At 60.7% G+C, this 22,024-nt stretch carries 21 protein-coding genes; 6 read left to right on the forward strand and 15 right to left on the reverse strand.

Annotation, left to right across the window (positions count from 1 at the left end; all coding sequences use genetic code 11):
• Position 1: 1 nt before the first annotated feature.
• Genes P7F28_RS10710 through P7F28_RS10720 form a run of 3 tightly spaced genes read right to left on the reverse strand, consistent with a single transcriptional unit; the run spans position 2 to position 3,514 of the window.
• Entirely contained in the window at positions 2-892 is an 891-nt protein-coding gene (locus P7F28_RS10710; RefSeq protein ID WP_370467290.1) for an ABC transporter permease subunit, read from the reverse strand.
• Positions 893-904: 12 nt separating this feature from the next.
• Positions 905-1,825 (reverse strand): oligopeptide ABC transporter permease OppB, encoded by a 921-nt coding sequence (gene oppB / locus P7F28_RS10715; protein ID WP_277184457.1) that lies wholly within the window; start codon positions 1,823-1,825, stop codon positions 905-907.
• A gap of 21 nt (positions 1,826-1,846) precedes the next feature.
• Complete coding sequence (locus tag P7F28_RS10720; RefSeq protein WP_277184458.1) at positions 1,847-3,514, reverse strand: peptide ABC transporter substrate-binding protein; 1,668 nt, start codon at positions 3,512-3,514, stop codon at positions 1,847-1,849.
• 429 nt (positions 3,515-3,943) lie between these two features.
• Here P7F28_RS10720 and P7F28_RS10725 point away from each other — a divergent pair, with 429 nt between their 5' ends.
• On the forward strand, positions 3,944-4,846 hold the full coding sequence (locus P7F28_RS10725; protein WP_277184459.1) for a LysR substrate-binding domain-containing protein: 903 nt from the start codon (positions 3,944-3,946) through the stop codon (positions 4,844-4,846).
• Between the two features lie 8 nt (positions 4,847-4,854).
• Here P7F28_RS10725 and P7F28_RS10730 read toward each other — a convergent pair whose 3' ends face one another.
• Positions 4,855-5,322 carry a VOC family protein gene (locus P7F28_RS10730; protein WP_277184460.1) on the reverse strand — a complete coding sequence of 156 codons (468 nt, stop codon included), beginning with the start codon at positions 5,320-5,322 and terminating at the stop codon, positions 4,855-4,857.
• 265 nt (positions 5,323-5,587) lie between these two features.
• Here P7F28_RS10730 and ggt point away from each other — a divergent pair, with 265 nt between their 5' ends.
• Both ggt and P7F28_RS10740 read left to right on the forward strand, forming a co-directional pair.
• Positions 5,588-7,255: a gamma-glutamyltransferase gene (ggt, locus tag P7F28_RS10735; RefSeq protein WP_370467291.1), complete on the forward strand. Its 1,668-nt coding sequence runs from the start codon at positions 5,588-5,590 to the stop codon at positions 7,253-7,255.
• Positions 7,256-7,635: 380 nt separating this feature from the next.
• Positions 7,636-9,009 carry an NCS2 family permease gene (locus P7F28_RS10740; RefSeq protein ID WP_370467292.1) on the forward strand — a complete coding sequence of 458 codons (1,374 nt, stop codon included), beginning with the start codon at positions 7,636-7,638 and terminating at the stop codon, positions 9,007-9,009.
• 62 nt (positions 9,010-9,071) lie between these two features.
• Here the strand turns inward: P7F28_RS10740 and P7F28_RS10745 are convergent, their stop codons facing one another.
• Complete coding sequence (locus P7F28_RS10745; protein WP_277184463.1) at positions 9,072-9,509, reverse strand: SRPBCC family protein; 438 nt, start codon at positions 9,507-9,509, stop codon at positions 9,072-9,074.
• Entirely contained in the window at positions 9,502-9,840 is a 339-nt protein-coding gene (locus P7F28_RS10750) for a helix-turn-helix transcriptional regulator (protein WP_277184464.1), read from the reverse strand. The genes P7F28_RS10745 and P7F28_RS10750 overlap by 8 nt, the downstream gene beginning before the upstream one ends.
• A 512-nt stretch (positions 9,841-10,352) precedes the next feature.
• Here P7F28_RS10750 and P7F28_RS10755 point away from each other — a divergent pair.
• Positions 10,353-11,768, forward strand: coding sequence for a hypothetical protein (locus tag P7F28_RS10755; protein ID WP_277184465.1), 1,416 nt, complete (start codon positions 10,353-10,355; stop codon positions 11,766-11,768).
• A 91-nt stretch (positions 11,769-11,859) separates the two neighbouring features.
• On the opposite strand, the gene P7F28_RS10760 is transcribed toward P7F28_RS10755, so the two are convergent.
• The 5 genes from P7F28_RS10760 to P7F28_RS10780 form a co-directional block, all read right to left on the reverse strand.
• A complete protein-coding gene (locus P7F28_RS10760) occupies positions 11,860-12,009 on the reverse strand; it encodes a hypothetical protein (protein WP_277184466.1) in 150 nt (49 codons plus the stop codon).
• A gap of 109 nt (positions 12,010-12,118) precedes the next feature.
• The gene (locus P7F28_RS10765) at positions 12,119-12,586 is read right to left on the reverse strand and encodes an RbsD/FucU family protein (RefSeq protein WP_277184467.1); all 468 of its coding nucleotides are present in this window, start codon (positions 12,584-12,586) and stop codon (positions 12,119-12,121) included.
• A 55-nt stretch (positions 12,587-12,641) separates the two neighbouring features.
• Positions 12,642-13,763: a succinylglutamate desuccinylase/aspartoacylase family protein gene (locus tag P7F28_RS10770; protein WP_277184468.1), complete on the reverse strand. Its 1,122-nt coding sequence runs from the start codon at positions 13,761-13,763 to the stop codon at positions 12,642-12,644.
• Positions 13,764-13,851: 88 nt separating this feature from the next.
• Positions 13,852-14,640, reverse strand: a complete 789-nt coding sequence (locus tag P7F28_RS10775) for an ABC transporter substrate-binding protein (protein ID WP_277184469.1) — start codon at positions 14,638-14,640, stop codon at positions 13,852-13,854.
• Between the two features lie 123 nt (positions 14,641-14,763).
• Positions 14,764-15,864, reverse strand: coding sequence for a calcium:proton antiporter (locus P7F28_RS10780; protein ID WP_277184470.1), 1,101 nt, complete (start codon positions 15,862-15,864; stop codon positions 14,764-14,766).
• A gap of 263 nt (positions 15,865-16,127) precedes the next feature.
• Here P7F28_RS10780 and P7F28_RS10785 point away from each other — a divergent pair, with 263 nt between their 5' ends.
• On the forward strand, positions 16,128-17,108 hold the full coding sequence (locus P7F28_RS10785) for a sensor domain-containing diguanylate cyclase (protein WP_277184471.1): 981 nt from the start codon (positions 16,128-16,130) through the stop codon (positions 17,106-17,108).
• 63 nt (positions 17,109-17,171) lie between these two features.
• On the opposite strand, the gene P7F28_RS10790 is transcribed toward P7F28_RS10785, so the two are convergent.
• Positions 17,172-17,603 (reverse strand): OsmC family protein, encoded by a 432-nt coding sequence (locus tag P7F28_RS10790; RefSeq protein WP_062255086.1) that lies wholly within the window; start codon positions 17,601-17,603, stop codon positions 17,172-17,174.
• 320 nt (positions 17,604-17,923) lie between these two features.
• On the opposite strand from P7F28_RS10790, the gene P7F28_RS10795 reads away from it, so the two are divergent.
• Positions 17,924-18,577 (forward strand): DsbA family protein, encoded by a 654-nt coding sequence (locus tag P7F28_RS10795; RefSeq protein WP_277184472.1) that lies wholly within the window; start codon positions 17,924-17,926, stop codon positions 18,575-18,577.
• A 16-nt stretch (positions 18,578-18,593) separates the two neighbouring features.
• Here P7F28_RS10795 and P7F28_RS10800 read toward each other — a convergent pair whose 3' ends face one another.
• From P7F28_RS10800 to P7F28_RS10810, 3 genes are all read right to left on the reverse strand, one after another.
• Positions 18,594-19,430, reverse strand: coding sequence for a flagellar brake protein (locus P7F28_RS10800; protein ID WP_277184473.1), 837 nt, complete (start codon positions 19,428-19,430; stop codon positions 18,594-18,596).
• 250 nt (positions 19,431-19,680) lie between these two features.
• Positions 19,681-20,673: a lipopolysaccharide heptosyltransferase I gene (gene waaC / locus P7F28_RS10805; protein ID WP_277184474.1), complete on the reverse strand. Its 993-nt coding sequence runs from the start codon at positions 20,671-20,673 to the stop codon at positions 19,681-19,683.
• Between the two features lie 154 nt (positions 20,674-20,827).
• Positions 20,828-21,703 (reverse strand): neutral zinc metallopeptidase, encoded by an 876-nt coding sequence (locus tag P7F28_RS10810; RefSeq protein ID WP_277184475.1) that lies wholly within the window; start codon positions 21,701-21,703, stop codon positions 20,828-20,830.
• Positions 21,704-22,024 lie beyond the last annotated feature (321 nt).

The raw sequence follows: 22,024 nt of genomic DNA on the forward strand, positions 1-22,024 counted from the left end.
GTCACCTGTCCTTCGGATCGAGCGCGTCGCGCAGACCATCGCCGACGAAGTTGATGCAATAGAGCGTCACCGACAACAGCGCCGCCGGAAACAGCAGAATCCACGGCGCGGCTTCCATCACGCCGACGCCGTCCTGAATCAGCACGCCCCAGCTCGTCATGGGCTCCTGCACGCCGAGTCCGAGAAAAGATAGTACGGACTCCGTGAGAATCACGCCCGGCACGGTGACCGTCGTATAAATCGCGACGATGCCGAGCAGATTCGGCACCACATGCCGCGTGATGATTCGGCGCGTCGGCACACCGATCGCGCGTGCAGCTTCGACGTATTCCTTCGAACGGATCGACAGTGTCTGGCCGCGCACCACGCGCGCCATGTCCATCCACGAAAAAATCGTGATGGTGATAACGACGAGGTAGAACTCGCGGCCGAGCAACGTCACCATCAGAATGGCGATCAGCAGATACGGAATGGCGTACATCATGTCGACGAAACGCATCATCGCGTTATCGATGCGCCCGCCGACGAAGCCCGCAACCGCGCCCCACGCAATGCCCAGCGCCACTGACGTGAGCGTGGCGAGCGCGCCGATCATCAGCGAGACGCGGCCGCCGATCAGGCAGCGCACCAGCAGATCGCGGCCGGTTTCATCGGTGCCGAAGAGGTGCCAGTTTTCGAACGTGGGCGCGACGCTCATGGCGTTCCAGTCGGCGGAATCGAATTCGTTCGGCAGCAGCCACGGTCCGACGATGCACGCGAGCGTAATCAACACGAGCAGCACCAGACTCACGACCGCCGCCTTGTTGCGCAAGAAGCGCAGACGCGCGTCCTGCCACGGGCTGCGGCCCGCGACGGCTTGCTCCAGCATGGGCGCCAGGGATGCAGTTTTCATCGTGCGCCTCTTTTAGTAACGGATTTTCGGATCGAGCCACGCGTAGGCGAGATCGACCAGCAAATTGAGCAGCACTGCGACCACGGTGACGAGCACGACCAGTCCGAGCACCAGCGTGTAGTCGCGATTGGCCGCGCCGTTCACGATCAGCTTGCCGATGCCCGGCAGGCCGAACACGGACTCCGTGACGACCGCCGCCGTGATCGATGAAATCGCCAGCGGGCCGATCACGGACACCACGGGAATCAGCGTCGGTTTCATCGCGTGACGCATCACGATGGCGCGCATCGGCAAGCCCTTGGCGCGCGCGGTGCGGATATACGGCGTGTTCATCACTTCGATCAGACTCGCGCGCGTGACGCGTCCGACGGTGGCCACGTTGATCATGACGAGCAAGAGCATCGGCAGGACCATATAGCGGAGCTGGAAGTCGTTCCAGCCGCCTGCGGGCAACCATTTCAGGCCGATGGCAAACACGAGGATCAGCACCGGCCCGATCACGAACGACGGAAACGCGCTGCCCGAATTGCTGATGAACATCAGCACGTAATCGACCATGCTGTTACGCCGCAACGCCGCCGCGATCCCGAGCACCACGCCCACGATCAGTGCGATCACCAGCGAGCCGCCGCCGACCGCGAGCGACACCGGCAGCGCGCGCAGCACGAGGTCGTTGACGCTCCAGTCGGCGTATCGAAACGACGCGCCGAGATCGCCGTGGACGAGGCTGTCAAGATACAGCAGATACTGCTTCCACAGCGGCTCGCCTAAGTGATACTTGGCTTGCAGGTTCGCCAGCACTTCCGCCGACACCTTGCGTTCACCGTCGAACGGGCCGCCAGGCGTGGCATGCAGCAGCAGATAGCAGACCGTCACGACGATCAGGAGCGTCGGCAGCGTGAGCAGCACGCGGCGCAGAGCGTAGGACCACATGGGTTTATCTCCGTGTGTGCGTCAGTGCTTGACGATGTAGAGATCCTTGCTGCCGTAGTGATCCATCGGATTCTTCAGCGAGTAGCCGCCCACGTAGCTCTTCACGAGACGCGGCAGGCCGTATTGCAGCAGCGGCAGCATCGGATAATCGTCCATGATGATTTTCGCGGCTTCGGTCTGCAGTTGCGTGCGCTTGGCCTGATCGGTGGTTTGACCGGCTTCCTTGATCAGCGCGTCGGCCTTCGGATTGCAGTTGAAGTTATCGTTCTGCTCCGAATTGCACTGCACGAGCGTGAGGAAAGTGGTGGCGTCGTTGTAGTCCGCGACCCAGCCGTTACGCGCGATCTGATAATCGCCTTCGTGACGCTTCTTCAGCAGCACCTTGAATTCCATCGCTTCGATGTCCATGGAGAGACCGAGTTTCGTCTTCCATTCCGATGCCATGAACAGCGCCATCTTCTTGTTGTAATCGCTGGTGTTGGTCGCGAAACGCAGCTTCGTGCCGGGCTTCACGCCAGCCTGATCGAGCAGCTTCTTCGCTTCTTCCACGCGTTTGGCCATCGGCCACGTCGACCATTCGTAGTTCGATACATCCGCGCCGTTCACGCCCTTGGGCATCAGACCGTACATCGGCGTCTGGCCATCGGCGGTGACGCGCTGCGCGAGCAGATCGCGGTCGATCACCATCGACAAAGCCTTGCGCACGCGCACGTCTTTCAACAGCGGATCGCGATTATTGAAGTTGTAGTAGCGCGTGCCAAGAATCAGCGAGTTGCGCGTGTCGCTCGGCAATTGCTGACGATATTTGGCGTACGTGCCCGTGGGCAGTTGATACGTCATGTCGTTTTCGCCCGACTGGAACAGCTTGACGTCGGTGTTCTCGTCTTCCACCGGCAGATACGTGACCTGCGTCAGTTGCACGTACTGCTTGTTCCAGTAGTTCGCGTTCTTCGTCAGCACGAGTTTGCTGTTGACCTGCCAGTCCTTCAGACTGAACGCGCCGTTCGATACGATATTGCCCGGCTTGGTCCACTCCTTGCCAAACTTCTCGACCGTCGCGCGATGGATCGGCGCGAAGTTCTGGTTCGACATCAATTCAGGCAGGAACGGCACCGGTCCTGCGGTTTTGACCTCGACCGTGTAAGCATCGATCGCGCGCACGCCGAGCGTGTTCACCGGCTTTTTGCCTGCGACGATGTCCGGGCCATTCAGCAGGAACGCGCCGAACACGCTGGCATAGGAAGACGCCGTTTTCGGATCGATAAAGCGTTGGAAGCCGTAGACGAAATCGTTTGCCGTCACGTTCTGGCCGTTGGACCAGCGGGCGTCCTTGCGCAGATGGAAAACCCACGTCGTCGCATCTTTCTGTTCCCACTTCTGCGCGACGCCGGGCACGACCAAGCCGTCGGCATTGGTCATCGTCAGGCTTTCGAACAGGTCGCGCGCGACATTCGCTGCGACGACCGTTTCGACCAGCGCGGGATCGAGCGTTTCCACTTCGGAACCATTGTTCCGCACCAACTCCTGCTTCGCCGCCAGCGTCACGCCCGCAGGCACATTCGCCGCCGACGCATTCAGCGCCGTCGCACCGAACGCACAAGCGGCACTCACCGCGAGAAACAAACCACGCGCACTCGGCGCACGACGAAGAACGGACGAATTTGAAGCAGATGCGGAAAAGAACTGCATGGGGACCTCTTGTCTCGACTTGTGTGTTCGTTGTTGCATGCCGCTGGACGCGTCGTCGTCGATCAAAGTTTTAGCGCAGTTGAGCTAAACAGCAATCGAACGAAACTCAGCAAACCTAACGACAGGCTTTCTTAAACGGGCATTGCGCTGCATTGTCGACGCTTGGCAACACCCTTCGCGTGATCGATTGCTTTCATTCACGCTTCAGGCTGGCGGCGAGTATTTCGCATCAATAATTCGGATGCCACTCACATGTCGTTATAGTGACTAAATTTTTCGAATAGTCGTGCATTTCCCACACTTTGGCAGGAACTCGCGATTGCAACAGAACCAAACAAAGCGGCGGCAAGCGCTTGTTTCCTATAAGATTCGGCTCCCTGCCGCCAAAAACGGCTGCTATTTTCAGGCTTTATCCAAGCCGCTCGTACGATGATCCGTTTTCGCCAAATCGAGGCTTTTCGCAGCCTCATCATGACCGGCACCAGCGTCGGCGCAGCACGCAAGCTGCATGTCACTCAACCCGCCATCAGCCGTCTGATCGCCGATTTGGAAGCCGATCTCGGTTTCAGTCTGTTCAGCCGCATCGGTGGACGCCTGAATCCGACCACGGCCGGCTTGCGTTTCTTCAAATCGGTCGAGGAAAACTTTCTCGGGCTCGAACGCCTCAAGCAGGTCGCCGAAATGATTCGCGACGAAGCGTCCGATGCGCTGACCATCGCGTGCATGCCGGTGCTCGCGACCACGCTGCTGCCGCCCGTCCTCGCCGATTTCACCGCGCGTCATCCCACCGTGCCAATCAAGGTCGATTCGGTGAAGGTGCCGGAAGTGCTCGTGAATTTGCAGAATCACAAGGCCGATGTTGCATTGAGTCAGGCGTTTCCCGCGGTGGCAGGCATCGAAGTGGAAACGCTGCTGAAGGCGCGCGCCCGCTGCGCGATGCCCGCCACGCACAAGCTCGCGAAGAAGAAGATCGTCAGGCCGGATGATTTGCGCGGCGAGAAGTTGATCGGCTGGCTGCCGAATTCGCGTCAGCCTTATGAGGCCGAGCAATCGCTGATTTCATCGACGGAAGAAAGGCCGCGTTACACCGTGCTCACCGATACCGCCCACACGCGCTACGCGATGGTCGCGGGCGGTCTTGGCTTGTCGATCGTCGAGCCGTTCGCGGCCAAAGTGTGGCGCGCGCACGGCGTGGTGGTGCGCGAGTTCGAGACGGATATCGAATACGAATACGCGCTGTCGTATCCGTCGAGCGGGATTCGTTCGGACCTGATTGCTTCGTTCCGCGAGTCGGTGCGGCGCGTGGTCGAGCATTACTCGTTCGAAGACTGAAACAGCGTTTATCCGCCAAACAGCTTCTGCGCCCTCGCCCGCATCTCTTCGGGCGATACATCTTCAATGTGCGTCCCGATCCACCATACATGACCGAACGGATCGCGCAGCTTGCCGCCGCGATCGCCGTAAAACTGGTCTTCGACGGGACGCAGAATGGTCGCGCCTTCATCCACTGCGCGTTGGGCGACGGCATCGACATCAGTGACGTAGAGATGCAGCATCACGGGCGTGCCGCCAACGGTCAGCGGACCAGTCGTGCCGTAATCGGGAAACTCATCGCACAGATAAATCACGTTGCCGCCGATCGACAACTCCGCGTGCCCCACGCGCCCGTCCGGCTGCTCCATGCGAAACGTCTCCGTTGCGCCGAACACCCTCGTATAGAACTCGATGGCGCTTGCGCAGCCCGCCACCGCGATATACGGAATCACGCCCTGACGGTCCTTCGGAATGGGATCGACCTTCGCGTTCATGTTGCTCTCCTGATTGTGCGATTCATGCATTTTGCGCCTTCTTTCAAGGCGTATCCGCGACACGCACGTGGCCAAAAAATTGCTGGCACGAACCAACGCATCAATGCGCCGAATTATTTCTCGTGCTGCGTCGCCGCATGGCCTTCGTGGTATAAGCGCTAACTTAATCGCACCAATTCGCACCAGAAAGAGGAGAACGATGTCGATGAAAAAACAGCAGCGCATCCGTGGCTTCGCGCTGAACGCCGTGCTGACTTCGGCGCTCATGGCAGCGGGTTTCGTCGCCACCGCGCCCGCGTTTGCCAAAACCTCCGACACGCAGCCGCAAGTGCTGACCAGTTCAGCCGTTGCAGTCGCCGACCAATACGCCGCCGATACCGCCGAGCAAATCTTCAAGCTCGGCGGCAATGCCGTCGATGCAGCCGTTGCTATCGCGTTTTCGCTGGCAGTGACGTATCCGGAAGCGGGGAATATCGGCGGTGGCGGATTCATGACGCTTTACGTCGATCATCGTCCGTACTTTCTGGATTATCGCGAGCGCGCGCCGATGTCCGCCACGCGCAATATGTACCTCGACGATAAAGGCGAAGTCATCAAGGGTATGAGTCTGTATGGCTATCGCGCGGTCGGCGTGCCGGGCACGGTATCGGGTATGTGGGAAGCGCAGAAACGCTTCGGCAAACTCAAGTGGAAGCAAGTGCTCGCGCCCGCGATCAAGTATGCGCAAGATGGCTTTGTCGTCGATGATCAACTCGTCAAGCGCCGCGACGACGCCGCCAAGGAGTTTGGCGGCAAGACCAATTTCGATCTCTATTTCGGCAGCATGAAGTCGGGCGAAGTGTTCAAGCAGCCGGACCTCGCCAAGACGCTGCAACGCATTTCCGATAAAGGCGCGAAAGGCTTCTACGAAGGCGATACCGCCGACATGATCGCCAAGGGCATGGAAGGCCACGGCCTCATCACCGCGCGCGATCTGAAGGACTACAAGGCCGTGTGGCGTCAGCCGATCACCGCAAGCTGGAACGGCTATCGCGTGATTACCGCGCCGCCGCCGAGTTCGGGCGGCGTCGGCCTCGTGCAGTTGCTGAAGATGAAGGCCGATCTGAAGGACAAGTTCGACGGCGTGCCGCTCGACTCCGCGCAGTACATCCATCTGGTCGCGGAAATCGAAAAGCGCGTGTTCGCGGATCGCGCGCAGTATCTCGGCGATCCCGACTTCTACAAGGTGCCGGTCGCGCAGCTCACCAACGACGACTACATCCTGAAGCGCGCGCAAGAGGTCAATCCGAACGAGCCGTCGGATACCAAGAGCGTGCAGCCGGGTCTCGGTACATCGATGCCCGAGAAGGCGGAGACCACGCACTACTCCGTGGTCGATAAGTGGGGCAACGCGGTATCGAACACATACACGATCAACGGTTATTTCGGTTCGGGCGTGATCGCGGAAGGCACGGGCGTGGTGCTCAACGACGAAATGGACGACTTCGCGTCGAAGCCGGGCGTGCCGAATATGTTCGGCGTGGTCGGCAGCGACGCCAACGCCATCGCCCCGAAAAAGCGCCCGCTTTCTTCCATGACGCCGACCATTCTCACCAAGGACGACAAGGTAGCGATGGTGATCGGCACGCCGGGCGGCTCGCGCATTTTCACGTCGATTTTTCAGGTGATTTCGAACGTGTACGACTTCAATATGCCGCTGCCCGAAGCGGTTGGAGCTACGCGATTCCATCATCAGTTGCTGCCGCCGAATACGATCTTCCAGGAGCCGTATCATCAGCTCGATCCGGAAGTCGTGAAGGCGCTCGAAGCAAAGGGCTACAAATTCACGATGCAAGGTTTCAATGGCGATATCCAGGCCATTCGCATCGACGGCGACAAGCCTGAACCGATGTCCGATCCGCGCGGACGCGGTGTATCGCGCGTGATTCAGTGATGTTTAGATGATTTGATCACGTTGAAGGCACGTCGGCCGGCCTAGGCGTTTGCCCTAGTCCGGCCTTTTTGCCTCCTCGCGCGACGCCCGTCCCATGCGGGATTCGCAGCTTATAAGCACATCGGCATGACCGGCATGTTTTTCATGGGATTGGTCCATGCGCTCTGTTCCCCTAGTCTCTGTCCTGACCGAGTGCAGCTAAACGCGCCAACCCACTGCGCGGAAAGCCGACACCTGGCATCTACCAGAATTACATTCGAGACGACCCTGAAGACGGACCCGCAGTGCGCTTCGCAGATAAAGCGTTCACGGAATGCCGTTTCAGCGTGCTGATAAAGGAGCAGCTCATGTTGGATTCTTCCGCCAGACAGATCGGCGACATCGACCTTTCCCCCGCCGAGCAAGAAGAGCACGTTCAGCCCGCAAGCGGCGGCCTGCTCGATCGATACTTCGGCATTTCCAAAACAGGCAGTACGACGAAGACCGAAATCATCGCGGGCGTGACGACGTTCCTCGCGATGGTGTATTCCGTGTTCGTGGTGCCGGGCATGCTCGGCAAAGCAGGTTTCGATACCAGCGCGGTTTTCGTTGCCGTGTGTCTGACGACGGCGTTCGGCTCGTTGTTGATGGGCGTATGGGCACGTTTGCCGATCGCGATTGGCTGCGCGATTTCGCTGACGGCTTTCACGGCCTTCGGTCTGGTGCTCGGTAAAGGATTGTCGCCTGCGGTTGCCTTGGGCGCGGTGTTCCTGATGGGCCTCGTGTTCACCGCGATCTCCGTCACCGGCGTGCGCTCGTGGATTCTGCGCAATCTGCCGACGGGCGTGGCGCATGGCACGGGGATCGGCATCGGCTTGTTTCTGCTGCTGATTGCGTCCAACGATGTCGGACTTATCGTCAAGAATCCGGCGCCGGGCATGCCGGTATCGCTGGGGCATATCACCGCGTTTCCGGTGCTAATGTCGGTGCTGGGTCTTGCCGCAATCTTCGGTCTTGAGCGGCGTCGTGTGCCGGGCGGCATTCTGCTCGTGGTGATCGCGCTGTCGGCCATCGGTCTGATCTTCGATCCGTCCGTGCGCTTTCATGGTGTGTTCGCGTTGCCTTCGCTGTCGGCGCCGGGCCACGCATCGCTGATCGGCGCGATGGACATCAAAGGCGCATTGTCGATGGCCGTGTTGCCGAGCGTGCTCGCCTTGGTGATGACCGCCGTGTTCGATGCCACCGGCACGATCCGCGCCGTCGCCGGTCAGGCAGGCCAGATCGATCAGAACGGGCGCATCGTCAACGGCGGCCGCGCCCTGACCGCCGATTCGCTCAGCTCGATTTTCTCGGCATGCTTCGGCGGTGCGCCGGCGGCGGCGTATATCGAATCGTCGGTGGGCGTGGCGGCAGGCGCGAAGACGGGGCTGGCAGCAAGCGTGGTCGGCGTGCTGTTCCTCGTGGTGATGTTCATGTCGCCGCTCGCGGGACTGGTGCCTTCGTATGCGACTGCGCCTGCGCTGATGTACGTCGGTCTCTTGATGCTCAGCAACGTCAGCAAGCTCCACATGGACGATACCGTCGATACGATGTCGGGCCTCGTTTGCGCGGTCTATATCGTGTTGTCGGCGAATATCGTGACGGGCATTATGCTTGGGTTCTGCACGCTGGTCGTGGGACGTTTGATCGCTGGCGAGTATCGCAAGCTGAATGTCGGGACCGTGGCGATTGCGCTGGTACTCGCCGTGTTCTATCTCGGCGGTTGGGCGATCTGATCGGTTGCATCGCTCGATAAGAAACGGCGCGCATCTTCAACGGATGCGCGCCGTTTTTGCGTTTATTTGTTGACGAACGCCACTTGCCCCGTTTCCAGCATGGACTTGAGATTCGACAGAATCTTCGGCCATCCGCCCGATACGGCTTCGATAAACGCGCGGCTTTCGCTCACATGCGTAACCGTGAGTTTCACCGCTTCTTCGTGCGGCTCGAGTTCGTAAGTGCAGCGCGAATAGCCGGCATCTTTCAAATCCTCGCGGAACTCGTTGCGCCACTTCAGCACGAGCCGACGCGGCGCATCCGCTTCCAGCACTTCACCCGAATCCGCGACGCGGCCATCCGTGAACAGCATTTTCCACGATGAACCCGCTCGCCATTCGGATTCCTGATGAATGCCGAACCAATACTGACGCTGGAATTCCGGCGTGGTCAGCGCGGACCAGAGCTTGTCCGGCGTCGTGCGGATATACGTCACATAGATAAAAGTTTCGCTAGCCATGATCGTCTGCATCTCCTTCTGTTTCGAGCCTGCGTTTGAGGTCGGACAATGCGTCGAGCCGTGGACGTTCGAACTGGCTGATCCAGCGTTCCGCGATTTCATGGATGGGCACGGCGTTCAGAAAGTGGCATTTTTCGCGACCGTGACGCTGCGTCGAAACCAGATTCGCGGCTTCGAGAATGCCCAGATGTTTCGATACCGCCTGCCGCGTCATGCCGAGTCCTTCGCACAGATCACCGAGCGTCTGACCATTTACTTCGCGTAGCCGATCGAGCAGTTGTCTGCGGCTGGCATCGGCCAATGCGCGGAACACCGAATCGTTGTCGTCCATGGAGACATTATGCAACCATTTGGTTGCATGTCAAGGCTATTCGAGTCGCAAAGATCAGCCAGAAGCTCAATGCGCTCCGGTATGGCAGTTTGAAGTGTTTTTCGAATAGCCCGTTTCGCGCGCAATAGATCAACGATAATGACGAAAATCGCTTTCAAAGAAAGTTAGAAGTCAAGTTATGCCGAGTAATGCGGAGTCAATCGCAGACCTTCGAAAAGTTTCGGTACGCACGGCGGATTCGTGTATATCGACCCACGCTCGAATCGGAATTCGGCATTCGTTTTGCGCCGCCTGACGTGGCGCGACGGTTCGCTTACGAATATGAACTTCCGGACCAGCCTACCTTCGGTTTCCACAGCGCGCGCCATCTCTGGAGCCATATTGACGATAAAACTGCTATGCAAATAATCCACGAACTCGATGTTCGCACTTTCACTTCGAGCGAAATGATGCAATTACTCATGTATTGCTTTGGCATCTGTCGCGCAACCATGGGAATCTGAGATCCATCGATGAGCGACGAACTCCTGAACCGGCTCCATCAAGCGCAGTTCCGCTATGAAGGCGACCCGAACGACCTCGCGGCAATTCGCGACATTTGCGAAACGCTGATTGCCCTTGAACACGAGGAAGCCGTACTGCCGTGGGCCACCCGCGGGCTTGCGCTCAGTCCGCACGATCAATTGCTGTTGCTGCAGCGGCACGCAGCTTTGAATCTCGTTGGAGCACACGCGGAAGCAGTCGAATCGCTGCTGCGGCTCCCGGCACGGCCGTGGCATCCCGCGTTCTATGCGCTGACGCTTGGCTACAGCCTGATGATGGCAGGCGACCTCGCGCGGGCCATTCCGCAACTCGACGAAGCACGACGCCTTGCGACGCAATCGCACGCGGCGCTCGTCGCAACCGCGACGCAGTACTACGGCGAAGCCTGGCTCAAAGCCGGTGATGGCGGCGGCTTTGCGCATTGGACCTGGCGCAATCAATCAGAAGGCGCAGGCGGAAGCTATCGACCAGCACATATACCGCAGTGGGACGGTCAATCGGATGTGCGCGGCAAGCGCGTGCTCATCACGCATCAACTCGGCTTTGGTGACCAGTTTTTGCTCGGCGCGTGTATGGCGCAATGGCTGGCGGCAGGCGCGGCCGTCATGTTGACATGCGATTTGCAGATCCATCGGCTGATGCAGGCGTCCTTGCCTGACTGCCGCGTCGTGAGTGCGCCACGCCCGCTGGCGGCGAATGCCGCACTTCCCGACGAACTTCTCGCGGACATCGAAGATTTCGCACCTGATTTGCATGCGCCGCTGCTATTCGCGCCGCTGCTTGCGAATAGCGCTGGAACGCCCGGCCGCCCGTTCGTGCCGTACCTCCGGTCGCCGGAAGAAAAACGTGACATCGCCGCACGTTGGTCGCAGCAACTGAGGGCAAAGCATCCGGGCAAGAAACTGGTGGGCTTGTTCTGGGATTGCGAGCAGCGGCATCACGTCGAATTGGGAAGCCAGATGCGCTGCTGGGCGGCGCGCCGCAGCATCCCGCTCGCGCAGATCGACCTGCTGACGCAGGACCCATCCGTGTCCGAACGCGTGCACTTCGTCAACCTGCATCACCCTTTGCTGGAATCGCAAGCCGGCGTGCCCGCGGGCAACGTTAGCGTGTATGCCCCCGGCATCTATCATTTCGATGACACCGCCGCGTGTATCGAACAACTCGACGCCGTGGTTTCGGTCGATTCGGGCGTCTCCAACTGCGCCGCGATGATCGGCAAGCTAACGTGCGTGCCCGTCAACACGTCCGGCGACTGGCGCTGGGGCCTTACGGGCACGAGTTCGCCGTGGATCGCCAATGCGACGGTCTTCAGACAGCGTCAGGAAGGCGACTGGCAACCGGTGATGCGCGACGTCGCGACATGGCTGACGCAGGCCGTGTAAATACCAAAACGCCCCGGAAACCGATTCAGTTCCCGGGGCGTTTTAACGTGCTCTGTGACCAAGCGGGTTTCTGACCCGCAGACCGCCTTACTTACTTACGGCGATACGATTCGACGAGCATTTCGCAGTTCTGCAGGTGCAATTGCAGCGCGCGATTCCATTCGCGGCGCAGCGTGGCCTTGGCCGAGCGCAGGAAGGAACCAAACGAAACGAGCAGAGATTGTTGAGCAGTGGTCTTCATGAACGTCTCTCAGGGTAAGTAGCTAGGGGATAACCCTAACTATACCCTTTTCATGCTGCATTGCAACCAATTGTCAAAATCCCAACACACAAACCACACGCGCGCTCGGTCATTTTTGCTCGGGCGCATCCGGCGCCAATTGCACGCCCTTTTTGAAGATGAAGCAGCCATAGCCGCGCGCTTCGCCGGTCGCGATCACGCAATAGGCTTGCTTGGCGCGCTCGTAGAAAGCGAATCGTTCGACGGATGCCAACGGCACGCTGCGGCCTTCGGCATCGTCGATTTCGCGTTGGGCTTCGCGCTGAACCGCCGGCAGCGCCGATGCATCGCCGACCACTTCCATGCGCGACGCGGGATCATCGACGAAGGTATCGAGCGGCAATACCGACAGCACGGCCCGCACCGCGCGCGGCGCACCGACGCCGTCCATGCGCAGCACGTGCCCGCGCACGGTCTGGCGCGCGACGGAATCGGCGGGGAAATTGGCGTCGCAGATCACGACTTCGTCGCCGTGGCCCATGGCCGCCAGCGCGTGCAGGATGTCAGCGTTGAGCAGCGGATCGATGTTCTTCAGCATGTTTTCGTTCTCCTTCGCCTTTGGTTGAGCGAGCAGTATCGCCTCAAGTCGATGCTTAGGGCACCAGCAAATCACCGCTGCGCGCTACACCTTCGCCCGCAATCCGCGCGACCAGCATTCCCGCCGTCGCAAACCGCGTCCAGTGACGCGCGTAGAGCAAACCGTCCGTACCCGCGAACAGCGGCGTCAACCGGTCCTCGAACGGATCAAGAATTTCGGCGATGACTTCGCCCGCGCGCACGCGTTCGCCAATCTCGCGCTTATGCAGAATCACGCCCGAATGCGGCGCGTACACGTAGCCGCAGCCAGCCAGTGGCGTTGCGGGCGCGCGCAACGCGGGCAGCGCGGGCGCTTCGTCGTCGATCAGGCCGCAATGCGCCAGATAATCGACGATCGCCTGCGCATCCAGTGCCGCCAGTTCGTGCGATACATCGCGCACGCCGCGCAATTCGAGCGTGACCGCGGTCGGGCCAGCGGGAATCGGATGATAATCGGCGAAGGCATCGCGCAGGTAACGCCATGTCGCGCCGCACGCTTCATCGAACGGCTCGCCGCCCGAGACATCCGCGAGCAGGTGCGCGTCGCTGCCGAGCAGCCGCGCAAGCGGTTCGATCGCGGGCCACGCGTCGGGCGTGGTGTAGAGATGCGCGACGGCTTCCCAGTCGCAATGCAGATCGATGACCAGATCGGCATCGCACGCGAGTTTCATCAATTCGACGCGCTGCGACTCCAGTTCCGTCGATGGCTTGCGCGCCGCCAGCGCATCGCGCATCGCGGCGCGGATGAGGCGGGCGTTGTGCGCGGCGTCATCGGTGAGGAGGTCGCGCAGGCGCATCGCCAGGTCGGGGCCGAGCGAGGGAAAGCGCCGGTTGAAATCGTGACCGGACGCCATCTCGAAGCGGCCCATATGCACGCCGAACCAGTGCTGGTTCAGACCGGCGGGATTGGCGGCCGGCACCAGCGTGATCCGCGCGCGCAGCCGCCCTTCGTCCTCCAGTTCCGCGAAAAACTGCTTCAGATACCACGCGACGACCATGCCGGGCACTTCATCGGCGTGAAGCGACGCCTGAATGTAGACCGACGGCAGCGATTCATCGCCGGGGCCGAAACGGTAGCTCGTGATCGCGCGGCCCGTGCCGAGCGATGCGCCGACCAGCGGATGGTGGCGTGTCTGCATCTTCGAAACTCCCTCGTCAAAATGCGAAAGGCACCGCGTGCGATGCCTTTTCGTGCGATGCGTGCGAAGCTCGGGCGTCAGCCGACGCTCACTGGATGGAGATATCGGTCTGGAAATACTTCGCCATGATCTGCTTGAACGTGCCGTTCTTCTTGATCTCGGCGAACGCCTGATTCAGGCCGTTCTGCAAGTCCGTGTCGCCCTTGCGCAATCCGATAGCAGTTCCCGGACCAATGATCGCCTTGTCTTCGACGATCGGACCGACCAGCGCGAACGGCTTGCCCTGCGGCTTCTTCAGAAAGCCGATGGCGGCTTGCGCGGCATCGGTAAAAATCGCGTCGATCCGGCCTGCGACGAGGTCGGATTCGACCTGCTCCTGATCGGCGTACGCGACCACGGCCACGCCTTGCGGCTCCCACTTCGCCTTCGCGTAGCGCTCCTGCACTGTGCCCTGCTCGACGCCCACGCGTTTGCCCTTCAGCCCTTGCGGCGTCGGCAGAATGCCCGAACCGGCGCGCGCGACCAGCTGCGCGTGCGTGTCGTACAAAGGCACGGTGAAATCGATCTGTTTCAGACGCTCTTCGGTGATGCCCATATCGGACAACACGGCATCGAATTTACGGGCTTTGAGGCCGGGAATCATGCCGTCGAAATTATTTTCGACCCACACGCATTTGACCTTCATCTGCTGGCACAGCGCGTTGCCCAGGTCGATATCGAAGCCGGCGAGCTTGCCATCGGCCTGTTTGGATTCGAACGGCGGATAAGAGGGATCGACGGCGAAGCGGATCTGGGTGATTTCTTTTGCGTGCGCGGAAAACGCTGCGGCGGAGAGTACGGCGAGCATCGCGAACGATGCGGACTTCTTCAGTGACATGCCATTCCTTCGAGACTTTCGACTTACGGTTGATGCCGCGCGGCGCGTTCAGCCAGTTGAAAGCCGAAAACGCCGCGCGTGAGAAAGCCTCGAATGGTAACAAATTGCGGGAACGCGTCCGCCTCAGGGCACGACCGTCAGGAACAGGAACGACGCGAAAATCACCAGATGCAAGACGCCTTGCAGCACGGTCGAACGTCCCGTGCCGAGCGTAATGACCGACACCAGCAGCGTCAGCGCGAGCATGGTGATTTCCTTCGGCGCGAGGCCGAGATTGATCGGCTGACCAATGACGATGGACACCACGGCCACGGTCGGAATCGTCAGGCCGATACTCGCCAACGCCGAGCCGAGCGCCAGATTCAGGCTCGTCTGCAAGCGGTTCATGCGCGCCGCACGCAAGGCGGCAAGTCCCTCGGGCAGCAGCACGAGCGCCGCGATCACCACGCCGACGACCGCTTCCGGCGCACCCGCAGCCTCCACGCCCGCTTCCACCGCTGGCGACAACAGTTTCGCCAGACCCACGACCGCGACGAGAGACAGCATCAGAAAGCCGAGCGCGAGCCACGCTTCGCCATTGCTGGGCGGCGGCGCGTGCGGGGCGTTTTCGTCTTCGCCTTCGCGCGCTTCGGCCAGTGACTCCGGTTCGAGCGGCAAAAAATAATCGCGATGCCGGATGGTCTGCACGAACACGAAAGTCACGTACAGCACGAGCGATACGACGCCCACGAAAATAAGCTGCGACGTGGAAAGCGTCGGCCCTTCGATCGTGCTGGTGAAGTTCGGCAGGACCATCGTCAGCACGGAAAGCGCGCAGAGAATGGCGAGCGCGGCGCTCGCGCCCTGCAATTGAAACGCCTGCACGTGATGCCGCAAACCACCCACCAAAAGGCATAAGCCGACGATCGCGCCGCTACAGATCATGATCGCGGCGAACACGGTATCGCGCGGCAGACCGGCTTTTTCGGGTCCGCCCGAAAGCATCACCGAGACGATCAGCGCCACTTCGATCACCGTCACCGCAATTGCCAGCACCAGCGTGCCGAACGGCTCGCCCACGCGATGCGCGACCACTTCCGCGTGATGCACGGCGGCGAACACCGAAAACGCCAGCGCCACGGCGGATAGCACCAGCATTAGATTGCTGTGGAGCATCGCGGTGGCGGCGAGCACGACGAGCGCGATGATCGGCGTGATGAGGGTCCAGTCCAGCTTGAGTTTCATCGGCGCTCCTTTTATTGGCTGTTGAAGATCAGAGAGTCGAGTTGGTCGGACCCGGACGCGCGCCGGGAGTGCGATCAGACCGGCGTGACTTAAAGACGCATAGGACGCGGAGTCATCGGCATGATAGCGAAAACAGCGTGTCGAAACCGCTGCGCGCGGGCAACTAAATGATGCACGCGGAAAACGGCTGAACGATTCGCGTATTTGTCGCAAAATAAGGAAATGTTCCGTCGCCGCCGACACGTTCAGGAAACCGGAAATATATGCTAGCTGCACCGATCCCCGTCAATGAACCCGTACGCATCGCCACGCTGCGCACGCTCAAATTGCTCGATACCCCCGCCGAGGAGCGCTTCGACCGGCTCACCCGCCTCGCGCGCCGCCTGTTCGATGTCCCCATCGCGCTCGTCAGCCTGATCGACGAAAACCGTCAGTGGTTCAAATCATGTGCGGGGCTGGGCGTATCCCAAACCTCGCGCGACATTTCCTTCTGCGGCCACGCAATCATGCACGACGACGTGTTCATGATTCCCGACGCGCGCGCCGATTCGCGTTTTCATGACAATCCGCTCGTCACCGGCGAGCCGGGCATTCGCTTCTACGCGGGCCAGCCGCTCACCGTGCCGAACGGCAGCAAGCTCGGCACGCTTTGCCTGATCGATACCCGCCCGCGCGAATTCGACGCCGAAGAGCGCGGCCTGTTGCGCGATCTCGCGCAGATCGCGGAGCAGGAAATCGCGGCGATCGAACTCGCGACCATCGACGAACTGACGCTGCTGGCGAACCGACGCGGTTTCGAAGCACTCGCGCAGCACGGCCTGAATGTGTGCAAGCGGCTCGGGCGGCAGGCATCGCTGCTGTTTTTCGATCTCGACGGCTTCAAGCAGATCAACGATCGATTCGGTCACGCCGAAGGCGATCGCGCGCTTGCCGCGTTTGCGGAAGCTTTGCGCGGCGCGCTGCTACGCGACAGCGATGTGATCGGCCGGCTAGGTGGCGACGAATTCGTCGCCCTGCTGGACGATGCTGGCGACGACGAAACCCGCCGCGTGATCGAGCGGCTGCGCGATGTGCTGGCATCGATCAATGCGCGCGAGCAGCGTGGTTATGAGATCCGCTTCAGCGTCGGGCAGACGCAATTCGATCCGACGCGGCACGAAACGGTGATCGACCTGCTGGTGGAAAGCGATGTCGGCATGTACGCGCACAAGGCCGCGCAGAAAACGCGGACGGGCGGCGCGTAGGCGATAAAAAACGCGGACGGCGTGGAATGCGCGTCCGCGTTTGTGCTTCGTCTCTTGTCGTGATTAAGAGACCAATTCAGCGTTCAACGTAATCTTTGCATTGCCCGCGAACAGTTTCGATACCGGGCAGCCTTCCTTCGCGGCTTGCGCGGCTTTATCGAACGCGGCTTTGTCGGCGCCGGGAATCTTCGCCTTCAGGTCGAGTTGGCAGGCGGTGATCGTGAAGCCTTCGCCGTCCTTGTCGAGCGTGACGGTCGATTTCGTTTCCAGGCTTTCGGCCTTCATGCCGGCCATCTCCAGTTGCAGCGACAGCGCCATGGTGAAACAGCCCGCGTGCGCCGCGCCGATCAACTCTTCCGGATTCGTTCCCGGACCTTCCTCGAAGCGCGATTTGAAGCCATACGGCGCTTCGTTTAGCACGCCGGTTTGCGTCGAAATAAAACCTTTGCCGTCCTTGATACCGCCGCTCCATTTTGCCGATGCAGTCTTTTGCACGAGAGTTCTCCAAAGCTGGGAAGTGGAATTGCGATAAATGTTTTCGCACGCGGCGTGCCTGCTTTTAGCCGGCCGGCGCGCGGTGATCGATGGTGTTGTCGGATGCGATTTGCGACGCATCGTGTCAGATCCTAGCGGAAGCGGTCGCGGGGTGCAGCGGGGGTGTGCAGCGGGCGCGTGCATTGGCGACGCTTTCGATTTTGCAGGACCTCAACGGAGCGGTACAAAACGGCGCGCGATAACATATCGGTTTTCGCAGCAAGCACAAGTCGCACTGGCTATAGCTTCGCGCGTCAAATCATCTGTTTTCCGAGGCTTTCATGGCATCCACCCCCACACTCTTCATCGACGTCTGGTCCGACTTCACGTGTCCTTTCTGCTATCTCGAAACGCCCGTGCTCGACCAACTGCGCAACGCCTACGGTGAAGCCGTGGAAATCCGCTGGCACGCGTTCGAACTGCGCCCGGAACCCACGCCGCTGCCCGATCCGAACAGCGAGTCCATCGTGACGAGTTGGGAAAATTCGGTGGTGCCGCTCGCTGACGAGCGCGGTCTGCTGATGCGCATGCCGCCGGTCGCGCCGCGCAGCCGCAAAGCCTTCGAAACCGCCATGTTCGCGCGCGAATCCGGGCGATACGACGTCGTGCATCGCGCGATCTTCAAGGCGTACTTCGAGGAAGGTATCGATATCGGCGACGCGGACGCGCTGCTCGATATCGCTGCGACGTGCGGCATCGATCCGGAACTGCTGGAAGAATCGCTCGATGACGGCACGTACACCGATCTCGTCATCGAAGACGAAGAGTTCGCGAAAAAGCTCGGCGTAAGCGGCGTGCCGTTCGCCGTACTTTCGCGCGATGGCGCGCCCAGCCAGGAGCCGCCGCCGCCCATCGCGCTACGCGGCGCTGCGCCGATTCAGCATTTCGAATCGGCCATTCAGCGGCTGTTCCCTGACGGCTTTCCGGAAGGCTGAATCTAAACCTGCGCGTTTAGCTGTGCTCCGCCATGAACGACTTCAACGCGATGCGCTGCGACGGCTCCAGCGCTTCGAATTCCAGCCCGTAGGCCACGAAACCCGTGGCCGCCTCCGGCTCGCCGACGTGCCGCACGACAGCGACAGCATCGACGAGTACGTCCATGCCGTCCGTGTTGAAGTGGAACGACACCTGAAGGCGATCGCCCACGCGCGCGGTCACGGTCATGACGGTCAGCGACATGCCGTACGGGCTGATGTCGCTCACGCGTGCCAGTTGCCAGTCGCTTTCCGCCGCGCCTTCCGGAGCGAAGCGCGCGGCCAGCCGCGTCGGCATACGCGCGAATTTGCGGGCGCGCAAGCGGCGAATCGTGCCGGGCGCGGAGAGCACGACGTAATTGAACGGCTCGCGGCTGGTGGCATCGACGGTGCAGGTGAAGCGGAACACGCCCTTGCCCGTCAGCGCGACCAGTTCCACCTGCTCGCCGCGCGACAGATTGAGCGGGCCGAAGCCAGCCATTGTCGGTTGCGTGATGAAGAGTGATCGCTCGCCGTTGCGGCGCGGATTCGAAAAGCCGATCACGCGGCTCGCGTACATCGCGGAGCCGGTCGTGCCCGTGCCGCGCAGGCCGACGCGCCCGCCAATCATCAAGCCGATCCCATCGAGTCCGATCGGCTCGTCCTTCGAACCGTCGTCCTTTGCCGCCGCCGGCGGAGGTTCGTCTGCGGGGCGATATAGCTCGAATTGCTGAAAGAGGAACGATCGCGCACCCTCGTCGGGCACGACGGTTCCCACTTCGAAAAGGAGTGCCCCATCTGCTGCCTGGATCGGCCAATCCAGGGGTGAATTCACGGGCACATCTGACGGACCGAGGCGAACAAGCGCCGGCCCTGCTGGAGCGACGTTATCTTCGGACATTTGCGTTTTGGTTTTAAGCGTTTTTTGCAATCGTCCTGAAAAGACAAAATTTCGTCAAGAGCCCCACGGCAACTTTTACGATAGTGTCCCTTTTTATTCACGCGAACAGTCGTTCTTACTCAGCCCGCGATTGCGTTATCTCATAAAAAGTTTTATGCGCATAAACATCGGGCGATAGCCGATGTTAGCGAACGATCGCGCCCGACTCCGACTGAGTCTGCGCAACGCGTTCGATAGCCGCGAGCACTTGCGCCACATTCGGCGATGCATCGTGATCGCCGACCGACACCGAACGCCCCGGCGCGCTGATGCCGAAATGCTCGCGCGACGTCGCCGCGAACAGCATCACCGTGCGTCGCTGCAAGGCATGCGCGAGATGCACCAAACCCGTATCCGTGCCGACGACGAGTTCCGCCGCCTGAATCCAGTTCGCGCATTCTTCGACTGTCAGTTTCGGCAGCACGAGCGCTCCAGGCACGAGCGCGGCGATTGCCTGCGCTTCGCCCTGCTCCGATTCCGTGCCCCACGGCAGCGCGATCGTATAGCCGCGTTCGACAAGCCAGCGCCCCACTTCAGCCCAATGGTCCTTCGGCCACTTCTTCACATCGGCCGATGTCGCGTGGAACAGCATGGCGATCGGTTTGCCGCGCGGGATATTCAGATCGTGGTCGAGCGCGGGCAAACGAATGTTGTAGTCGGGCGTTTCATCGAAACGATAGCCGAGCGCATCCGCGACGCTCACGCGCATGCCGCGCCACGCATCCGTCAGCGGACGCGGACCGAATCGGCGGTTGTAGGCGAAGGCCGCGCCGCGCTCACCGAGATCCTTGTTGAGGTAACCAAAGCGCTCCGCCCCGCGCGCAATGAACGCGATGATCGCGCTCTTGTACACGCCGTGAATATCGACAATGACGTCGTACTTTTCCGCGCGCAATTCGCCGATCGACGCCGCGATATCCTTCAGATCGTTCCAGTTGCGCGCCTTCTTGAACTTGCGCAAAGGCGCGCTCAGCACGCGATCGACGCCCGGATTCCAGCGGATGATATCGGCGAAGGCAGCGTCGGCGGCCCAGTCGATTTTCGCGGAGGGAAAAGCGCGCCGCAGGTCGGACACGACCGGCAGCGTCTCGACGATATCGCCGAGCGACGTGACTTTGACGATCAGAATGCGCTTCATGGAAGGTGCTTGAATGCTCCGTTAAGCCGTCGCTATGTTTCGAACAACGCGCCGGAAAACCCGCGATTCTAAAGAATTCGCGGCGAACGGGCTGTCAGCGATTGTAAGTCGCTGAATAAGTCGATGAAAATCCGTCGCCGCGTATTCAATGCACTTAAAGCGATTGCGCCGAGAAGGTATCGCACTGACGCACATCACCGGTCGATAAACCGCGACGCAGCCAGCGCTGACGCTGCGCGCTCGTGCCGTGCGTGAACGCTTCAGGCACCACGCGCCCTTGCGATTGCTGCTGCAAACGGTCATCGCCGATCGCGCCTGCCGCATTCAAACCCTGCTCGAAATCGCCCGGTTCGATCAGCTTGGCATTGTCCTGTTGAGCGACATTCGCCCACACGCCCGCGAAGCAATCGGCCTGCAACTCGACGCGCACCGACAGCGCGTTCGCCTGCGCAGCGGACATGCGCGACTTCGCGCCATCGACCTTGTTCATGATGCCGAGCACGTTCTGCACGTGATGCCCGACTTCATGCGCGATCACATACGCCTGCGCGAAATCGCCGCTCGCGCCGAAGCGGTCGCGCAATTCGCGGTAGAACGAAAGATCGATATACACCTTGCGATCCGCCGGACAGTAGAACGGACCCATCGCGGTTTCGCCGCGCCCGCAGGCGGTCTGCGTGCCGCCCGTGAACATCACGAGCTTGGGCGCCGGATAGTCCTGATTGAACTGCGTGCGAAAAATGTGCTGCCACGTGCGTTCGGTGTTGCCGAGCACGCGGCGCACGAACACCGCGCCGGCATCGTTCGCAGGCGGCGCGTTCGATGGACGCGCTTGCTGCTGAGGCGCGCTCTGCTGCAAGACCTGCGCGCCGTTGATGATGGTCATCGGATTGATGCCGAAAAAATACGAGGCTGCCAGCGCCACCACGATCGTGCCGATACCGATCGATCCGCCGCCCATTCGGAAGCCTCCGCCTCCGCCGCGCCGGTCTTCTACGTTCTGACTTTCTGCTTCGTCATCGAGGCGCATAGTGTTCTCCGTCCCGCTCGCGCGATGCTCGCGCACAAAACCCATTATGGTACTCGCGCGCGACGATGGGCTTATCTCGATCGCGCGTCAAAGTTCGTTTCACTGCCTCTGCGCACCGGCTTTCCAAGTGCGGCAACTTGTCATGACGCAGTGCGGTCGATTGTCGCAAAAAACGCGCCTCGATCGTCGCGCAGATCTCCGCGCCAATCTCAAAAACATAAACCAATCAATCGGATACGCACAGAACCGCCTGAAACTGCGGCATTTTCGCGCGCTGCGCATTGTCTGACGCATCGCAACACATCTCTCGAAATAGGACTA

This window comes from Caballeronia sp. BR00000012568055, from assembly GCF_029439455.1.
Lineage (GTDB): Bacteria > Pseudomonadota > Gammaproteobacteria > Burkholderiales > Burkholderiaceae > Caballeronia.

What these genes read in the sequence shown, in the direction of transcription:
- P7F28_RS10710 (WP_370467290.1), bottom strand. Translation starts at nt 892, where the DNA reads ATGAAAACTGCATCCCTGGCGCCCATGCTGGAGCAAGCCGTCGCGGGC.
- oppB (WP_277184457.1), bottom strand. Translation starts at nt 1,825, where the DNA reads ATGTGGTCCTACGCTCTGCGCCGCGTGCTGCTCACGCTGCCGACGCTC.
- P7F28_RS10720 (WP_277184458.1), bottom strand. Translation starts at nt 3,514, where the DNA reads ATGCAGTTCTTTTCCGCATCTGCTTCAAATTCGTCCGTTCTTCGTCGT.
- P7F28_RS10725 (WP_277184459.1), top strand. Translation starts at nt 3,944, where the DNA reads ATGATCCGTTTTCGCCAAATCGAGGCTTTTCGCAGCCTCATCATGACC.
- P7F28_RS10730 (WP_277184460.1), bottom strand. Translation starts at nt 5,322, where the DNA reads ATGAACGCGAAGGTCGATCCCATTCCGAAGGACCGTCAGGGCGTGATT.
- ggt (WP_370467291.1), top strand. Translation starts at nt 5,588, where the DNA reads ATGGCAGCGGGTTTCGTCGCCACCGCGCCCGCGTTTGCCAAAACCTCC.
- P7F28_RS10745 (WP_277184463.1), bottom strand. Translation starts at nt 9,509, where the DNA reads ATGGCTAGCGAAACTTTTATCTATGTGACGTATATCCGCACGACGCCG.
- P7F28_RS10750 (WP_277184464.1), bottom strand. Translation starts at nt 9,840, where the DNA reads ATGGACGACAACGATTCGGTGTTCCGCGCATTGGCCGATGCCAGCCGC.
- P7F28_RS10755 (WP_277184465.1), top strand. Translation starts at nt 10,353, where the DNA reads ATGAGCGACGAACTCCTGAACCGGCTCCATCAAGCGCAGTTCCGCTAT.
- P7F28_RS10760 (WP_277184466.1), bottom strand. Translation starts at nt 12,009, where the DNA reads ATGAAGACCACTGCTCAACAATCTCTGCTCGTTTCGTTTGGTTCCTTC.
- P7F28_RS10765 (WP_277184467.1), bottom strand. Translation starts at nt 12,586, where the DNA reads ATGCTGAAGAACATCGATCCGCTGCTCAACGCTGACATCCTGCACGCG.
- P7F28_RS10770 (WP_277184468.1), bottom strand. Translation starts at nt 13,763, where the DNA reads ATGCAGACACGCCACCATCCGCTGGTCGGCGCATCGCTCGGCACGGGC.
- P7F28_RS10775 (WP_277184469.1), bottom strand. Translation starts at nt 14,640, where the DNA reads ATGTCACTGAAGAAGTCCGCATCGTTCGCGATGCTCGCCGTACTCTCC.
- P7F28_RS10780 (WP_277184470.1), bottom strand. Translation starts at nt 15,864, where the DNA reads ATGAAACTCAAGCTGGACTGGACCCTCATCACGCCGATCATCGCGCTC.
- P7F28_RS10785 (WP_277184471.1), top strand. Translation starts at nt 16,128, where the DNA reads ATGCTAGCTGCACCGATCCCCGTCAATGAACCCGTACGCATCGCCACG.
- P7F28_RS10795 (WP_277184472.1), top strand. Translation starts at nt 17,924, where the DNA reads ATGGCATCCACCCCCACACTCTTCATCGACGTCTGGTCCGACTTCACG.
- waaC (WP_277184474.1), bottom strand. Translation starts at nt 20,673, where the DNA reads ATGAAGCGCATTCTGATCGTCAAAGTCACGTCGCTCGGCGATATCGTC.
- P7F28_RS10810 (WP_277184475.1), bottom strand. Translation starts at nt 21,703, where the DNA reads ATGCGCCTCGATGACGAAGCAGAAAGTCAGAACGTAGAAGACCGGCGC.